Here is a 6310-nt window from a genome sequence, read left to right as displayed (position 1 = left end):
CTGCCTGGCAAAGACCACGGAGCGCTTCGACACCGGATCGAAAGTGACGTCGTGGCCACGGGCGGGCAGGTCGATGGCGTGCAGGACCTTGCCGGCCTCGGACAGGATCGCCGCGCCATAGCTGCCGTCGCGCTTGACGAAAGCGGTGGCGAAGACAGCATCGGCGGCAAGCGTCTTCGCCCATGCGGACGGCGCCATCGCGGCAACGAAGCCAATGCCTGCCGCCCTGAGGAAATCGCGACGATCGATCAGCGGCGTCTTCAGAGTCAGTCTCCGTCGAGCGAAGAGAACCCGGCGGTCAGGCCGAATTCGGCGGTCAGCTTTGTGCCGATCAGGGTCGTCAGGCTGGATGTCACCAGTGAGAAGTGGTCGAGCTTCTGGCGCAGCGCCGGGTCGGTGAGCGCCTTGTCGATCGGACCTCTGATGGCCGTGGCGTCGGCGGCCCCGTTGACGAGTTGAATGTGGATCGATTCCGCCATCCAGCGCGCGTCGGGCGACAGCGCGTCGCCAAGCTGCGAGGCCTGGAACAGCGCGTCCATGCCCGAAAGATTGCCGGTCAGCGAACGCGCGGTGTTTTGCGAGCGCCAGTAGATCGCCTGTTTCGGCTTGTCGCCTTGCGGATTGCCGCCCAAAAAGCCTTTCAGGCGCACGTCGCGGACCATTTCCAACTCGTTGATGAAGACGCCGACCAGTTCGGTCACGGCTTCCGTGCCGTCGCGGTAGAGCGCGTTTTGCGGCCCCGGATTGGCCCAAAGTGCTGCAAAACCGTCGGGCTTGTTCCAGGCGTCGCTGACATCGGCGGCAATCGTCTCGATGTTGCCGGCGACGGCCGCGCCGTAAGCGCAGCGATAGGGATCGTCCTTGCCGGCGAGCCGCCCGGCGCCATCGCCGTAAAGCACGAATTCCAGCGCGCCGAGCCCTTGCATGGCGACGCTCTTTGTTGCCAGCTGGGCCGGATCGGCAGCGGTCTGATCTTTATTGGCCAGCGCCGCCTGCACCTGCCTCAGGCCGATGCTCTTGCGGTCCGGCCAGAACAGCATGCGCTCCAGCCGGTTGTCCTGCGTGATCGGTCCGATGCGGATGATCTCCACGACCGACCAGGCATCCACGGTGCCGGAGAATTCGGCGCGCGCCGCATCGAGATGGTCTTGCGAGGGCGCGTCGCAAAGCGTGCGCATTGCCTTGGTCAGGCTGTCGGCATGGTCATGCAGGCGTGCATAGGTCGGGCGGACAAAGCCGTCGATCGCCCGCTGGATCACGTCGGAGGCCTTGACCGCTGCGGACGTAGGCAATGCGCCAGCGAGGACCAGCGGGAGAACCAGAGCAAGCGCTAAGCAGGCATTCGTGGGCTGGCCCACGAATGCCTGCTTAGATTCTTTTGTTTGTCGCAGGTTCTTGCCGCAAAACCGTGGGACACTTTTGCGGAACCTGCTTAGACGCTTCGACATCACAACGACTCCAGGAATTTGACCAGTGCGTCGCGATCGGCGGCATCGGCGGCGGCAAAGCGGTCGCGCGCCTTCTGCCCCTCGCCGCCATGCCACAGGACCGCCTCGGTCAGGGTGCGCGCGCGCCCGTCGTGCAGGAAGAAGCTGTTGCCGTTGACGGTCTGGGTGAGACCGATACCCCACAGCGGCGGCGTGCGCCATTCGCTGCCGGTAGCCTCGCCCACCGCTTGCCCGTCGGCGAGGCCCGGGCCCATGTCATGCAGCAGAAAATCGGAATAGGGCCAGATCAACTGGAAGGCCTGCGCCTTGTTGGGCGTGCCGCGACGGGTGACGAATTTCGGCGTATGGCAGGAAATGCAGCCCATGTCGTAGAACAGCTTCTTGCCGGCCAGCACATCGGGCTTGTCGAGGTCGCGCCGCGCCGGGACGGCGAGGTTTTGCGAATAGAAGGTGACGAGGTCCATGACCGGCGGCGGCGCCTCGACCGGGCCGAGGCGCTCCTGGACGCCGTTCGGCATGGCAAGACATGCCTTTTCGGCCGCGGTGCAATCGCCCCAGTGGTTTGGCACTTCCGGCGTCGAAATGCCGATGTCGCCGGCGAATGCGTCCGCCGATTGCTGGCGGATCGACGGCGTCTGCCCCTTCCAGCCGAAGCGGCCGAGCGTCAGTTCGCCGCTCTGGCCGTCACGCACGATGTTGGGCTTGCCGGAAATGCCGTCGCTATTCCGATCGTCCGGATCGGCATGGGCGAGAATGTCCGCCGGCGCGATCTGCTCGACCAAGCCGAGGCCGATCATCGGCGGCGTCAAGCGCGGCGAAAGCGTGGTTTGCGGATCGAGCGGCCCGTTGGCAAGATCATCGACCGAATAGCTCGGCTTGCGCAGCGAAACCACGGTACCGCCCGGCAGCGTGACTTTCTGCTCCTGATAGTCGACACGCATCCTGCCTTCACCCCGAAGACCCGGAACAGCCAGGTCCTGCAATTGCGAGCCGTAGACCGGATCGGGGAAGTTGAGCACCTTGCGGGCGGCCAGCGCTGCTCTCTCCTCCTCGGTGCTCGCCTGCCGCGCCAGCCGCAGGAACATGGAGGTGGTCCCGGTGTCGCCTTCCGGCGGATGCCCGCGGCCGTCCTTCAGATGGCAATTCTGGCACGCCCGTTCGTTGAACAGCGGACCAAGCCCGTCTGATGCCTGCGTCGACGAGGGCGACGACACCCAGTTCTTGCGGAAAAGGGCATTGCCGAGCTTGAAGGTGCCCTCTTCCTCGAAGGTGATATTGGTCGAGGATTGCGAGAAGGCGTCCTTGTTGACGTCCTTCCGCGATGTGCCGGCGCCGCCCTGCATCGGCTCAAACTGCTCGGGCTTGGAAAAATCTGATGTCGGCTTGGTGATGGCGATGACGCGCGCCAGATCCTTCGGCGTCAGATCGGTACGGCTGGTGGCAAGGCCCGCCGGTTCGGGCGCGCCGGCCAGCGCCGAGGCCGTCAGCGCAACCACCACGGCAAGCGGAAGCCCGCGAAGCCATCCGTATCGCGGGTTTTGCTGGGAAGGCAGGCCGTAATCCTCGGCCCGCCGCAAGCGGCGCAAGAAATCTATGGGGCGCCGCATTCCCGCATGTCCTTAATCCGCCTCGTCGGCCGATGCGGCGTTGAGCTGACCATATTTTTCCTCGCCGATCGAGGCGAGCAGGTCGAGTTGCGTCTCGAGGAAGTCGATGTGACCTTCCTCGTCGGACAGCAGATCTTCGAACAGCTTCATCGTCACGTAGTCGCCTGCTTCTTCGCAAATCTCGCGCGAACGCTTGTAGGCAGTGCGCGCGTCGTACTCGCCGGCGAGATCGGATTCGAGCACTTCCTTGACATTCTGTCCGATGCGCAGCGGCGCTACCGACTGCAGGTTCGGATGACCTTCAAGGAAGATGATGCGGGCCACGAGCCGGTCGGCATGGTGCATCTCCTCGATCGATTCCGCGCGTTCCTTCTTCGCCAGCTTGGCGTAGCCCCAGTCTTCCAGCAGCCGGAAGTGCACCCAGTACTGATTCACTGCTCCAAGTTCCAGAAATAGAGCCTCGTTAAGCCGCTCTATGATCTGCTGTTCGCCTTTCATGGGTTCTGCTCCCGTATTGGACGCGCAGGCCTCTGACGCGATCCAGATGTGAAACGATGTCCACGCTGCTCGCCTCCGAGCGGGCGTGGTAATTTTCGGTTACCCGAATGATCGTTTCGACCACATTTGGGAAGCAGCCGCAACAGCGACCACGTTTCTGCATGGCATGATAGATCTTCGCCGGCACGATAAGCTGCCAGGGATCCTGGTCCAGCAGCCCGACGATCGTCTGCTCAATCTCCTTCTCGGTGATGATGTTGCAATGGCAGATCAGCATTATTTGCTCTGTATGGCTGACGGCGCGTGCTCGGCGCCGTGTGGCTTATTCTCTCAATCGAGCCGAAAACCGGTTTCCACTTTTCTTACGCGGGCCTTCGGTTCGGGATCGTGCTCAAGGTTCTTGACGCCTTACTGGAACACCTTGTCTGGCGCATCGAGGCTGTCCGAACCCTCAAAGGCGATGGCATTGAGTTTCAGGGTGCCGACGGCGCGTTCGATCGACTTGGTCTGGTCGACCAGCGCATCGATCGCCGCCTGCACGGTGGCGTTGCCTTCGGTGTTGCCTTCTCCGATCTGCTGGTCATAGGCCTCGCCGCCAAGCGCCCGTGCCTTGATGGCTTCCATCTTGGCGACGGTGACGTCCAGCTTGTCCGACAATTCCTTGTCGATCGCCGGATCGGCCTCCTTGACCATGTCGGATACCGAGGGGCCTTCGACGACGGTGCCGTCGAGGCGCGTGTAGCTGCCGCGATAGGCGGCGCGAATGCCGACAGCATCGTAGAGATGGGAATCGTAGGTGTTGTCGGAGAAGCAATCATGCTCCTCTTCCGGATCGTGCAGCAGCAGGCCGAGCTTCATGCGCTCGCCGGCGAGTTCGCCATAAGACAGCGAGCCCATGCCGGTGAGGATGGTCGAGATGCCGGTTTTCGGCTCGCCATCGACAAGGCTCTTGCGGGCGGCGCCGCCTTCCTTCCAATCGTTGACCATGTCCTGCAGATCGGAAACCAGAAGGTCGCTCGCCGACTTCAGATATTGGGCGCGACGATCGCAATTGCCGCCGGTGCAGTTGGCAAGGTCGTAGTCCGTGTAGGGCCGTTCGCCGGCGCCCGGGCCGGTGCCGTGCAAGTCCTGGCCCCACAGCAGGAATTCGATGGCGTGATAGCCGGTCGCCACATTGGCCTCGATGCCGCCGGCCTCCTGCAGCGTTGAGGAAAGGAACTCCGGAGTAAGATTGGTGGCGTCGATCTTCTTGCCATCGATCTCGATCGACTTGTTGGCGATCACATTGGCGGTGTAGAGCGCATTGGCGTCAGATTCGGTGCCGTAGCCGGCGGCGACATAGTCGATCAGGCCTTCGTCGAGCGGCCAGGCATTCACCTTGCCTTCCCAATCGTCGACGATGGCGTTGCCGAAGCGGTAGACTTCGGTCTGCTGATAGGGAACGCGCGACGCCCTCCAGGCCTCGCGGGCGGCGGTCAGCGTTTCCACCGAAGGCTTGGCGAGCAGCGCGTCGACGGCTTTGTCGAGCGCCTGCGCCGTGGTCAGAGAATCCTCATATTTGGCGAGCGCAATGTCGGAATAGGTCTTGATGACCGTCTTGGCATCGGTCTCCGCTTTGGCAGGCAACACGAATATCGCCGCCGTCAATGCCGCCGTGGCGCCGATCGCTGCAAGCCTGTTGCCATATCGCGCCGTGATCATCGCTCTCATGATTGTCATCTCCCTCGGGAATTCAGTGAAATGCCAGCGCCAAAGGCGCGTCGGCAGGCAATCGGCGCCAAGGCAGGTCCATGCCATTGGGCGAGAAACAGGCCGCGGCATAGCGCGGTTTGCGGAAGAAAGACATCGAAATGCCTCCAATCGAAAGGGTTCAAGGCCCAGACATCAAAGGGATGCGCTTGACACGCAAGCTTCCATAAAGCGATGAAGGCGCCGGAAGTCAATCAATTTCAGAAAGAAAAGCCAATCGAAACAACAGTTTAGAATTATTCTAAACTGCAAGTGTCAACTTTAGCCGTATATATAGTGCCGCCGTTGAACAGCACTATTGGTTGACCGCCATTCCGGGTGCGACCCGCAAAGGCGGTCTTGCGGCGGCGCCAGACAATTGCCACTTGGCGAGACGTCCTAGACTTGGATGAAGAATTGGGGCTGCGATGAAAAACGGAGTGGTCATTGTCGGTGCGGGTCATGCGGGCGTGCAAGCGGCCGCCAGCCTGCGCGAAGACGGTTACGACGGACCCGTGATCCTCGTCAGCGACGAGAACGAACTGCCCTACCACAAGCCGCCGCTGTCGAAGACCTTCATCAAGGATCAAGAGGCCAAACCGCAACCGCTGCGCGGCGAGGCCTTTTATACCGGCAGCACCATCGACTACCGGCCGGGCATTCGCATCGATCGTATCGATGCCGGCGGCCGCAGACTGGAGATATCCGGTGGCGGCGTGCTGGCTTTCGATCGGCTGATCCTGGCGACCGGTTCGCGACCGCGCATTCTGCCGCTGCCGGGTTCGGATTTTTCGGGCGTTGTGTCGCTGCGCTCGCTCGCCGACGCGCGCCTGATCCGCGAATTGAGCGCGCAGAGCGAGGACGTCGTCATCCTCGGCGGCGGCTTTATCGGACTGGAGATCGCCGCGACGCTCAAAGCGGCCGGCCGTAAGGTCACCGTGGTCGAGGCGGTCGACCGGCTGCTCGGCCGGGCGGTGGCGCCGGTCATCGCGAGTCATGTGCGGCAGCGGCTGGAAGCGACCGGTGTCC

6 protein-coding genes and 1 pseudogene are annotated in these 6310 nt (G+C 62.7%); 1 reads left to right on the top strand and 6 read right to left on the bottom strand.

What is annotated here, in order from left to right; all coding sequences use genetic code 11:
- From E5W87_RS21900 to E5W87_RS21875, 6 genes and pseudogenes are all read right to left on the bottom strand, one after another.
- Positions 1-264: pseudogene (locus E5W87_RS21900) on the bottom strand (DUF1513 domain-containing protein); the annotation flags it as partial.
- A gap of 2 nt (positions 265-266) precedes the next feature.
- Positions 267-1358 (bottom strand): imelysin family protein, encoded by a 1092-nt coding sequence (locus E5W87_RS21895; protein WP_292402112.1) that lies wholly within the window; start codon positions 1356-1358, stop codon positions 267-269.
- A gap of 89 nt (positions 1359-1447) precedes the next feature.
- Positions 1448-3055, bottom strand: coding sequence for a di-heme oxidoredictase family protein (locus E5W87_RS21890; RefSeq protein ID WP_292402109.1), 1608 nt, complete (start codon positions 3053-3055; stop codon positions 1448-1450).
- Between the two features lie 12 nt (positions 3056-3067).
- Positions 3068-3553, bottom strand: coding sequence for a bacterioferritin (bfr, locus tag E5W87_RS21885; RefSeq protein WP_077377191.1), 486 nt, complete (start codon positions 3551-3553; stop codon positions 3068-3070).
- Positions 3519-3830 carry a (2Fe-2S)-binding protein gene (locus E5W87_RS21880; protein WP_292402107.1) on the bottom strand — a complete coding sequence of 104 codons (312 nt, stop codon included), beginning with the start codon at positions 3828-3830 and terminating at the stop codon, positions 3519-3521. The genes bfr and E5W87_RS21880 overlap by 35 nt, the downstream gene beginning before the upstream one ends.
- Before the next feature lie 131 nt (positions 3831-3961).
- On the bottom strand, positions 3962-5254 hold the full coding sequence (locus E5W87_RS21875) for an imelysin family protein (protein ID WP_292402115.1): 1293 nt from the start codon (positions 5252-5254) through the stop codon (positions 3962-3964).
- 455 nt (positions 5255-5709) lie between these two features.
- Here E5W87_RS21875 and E5W87_RS21870 point away from each other — a divergent pair.
- Positions 5710-6310 (top strand): FAD-dependent oxidoreductase (locus tag E5W87_RS21870; RefSeq protein WP_292402103.1); only part of this gene is annotated, 601 nt, incomplete at its 3' end.

Source organism: Mesorhizobium sp., from assembly GCF_004962925.1.
GTDB lineage: Bacteria > Pseudomonadota > Alphaproteobacteria > Rhizobiales > Rhizobiaceae > Mesorhizobium.
The sequence above is the reverse complement of the archived record's forward strand: the minus strand, read 5'-3'. Positions and strand labels throughout refer to the sequence as shown.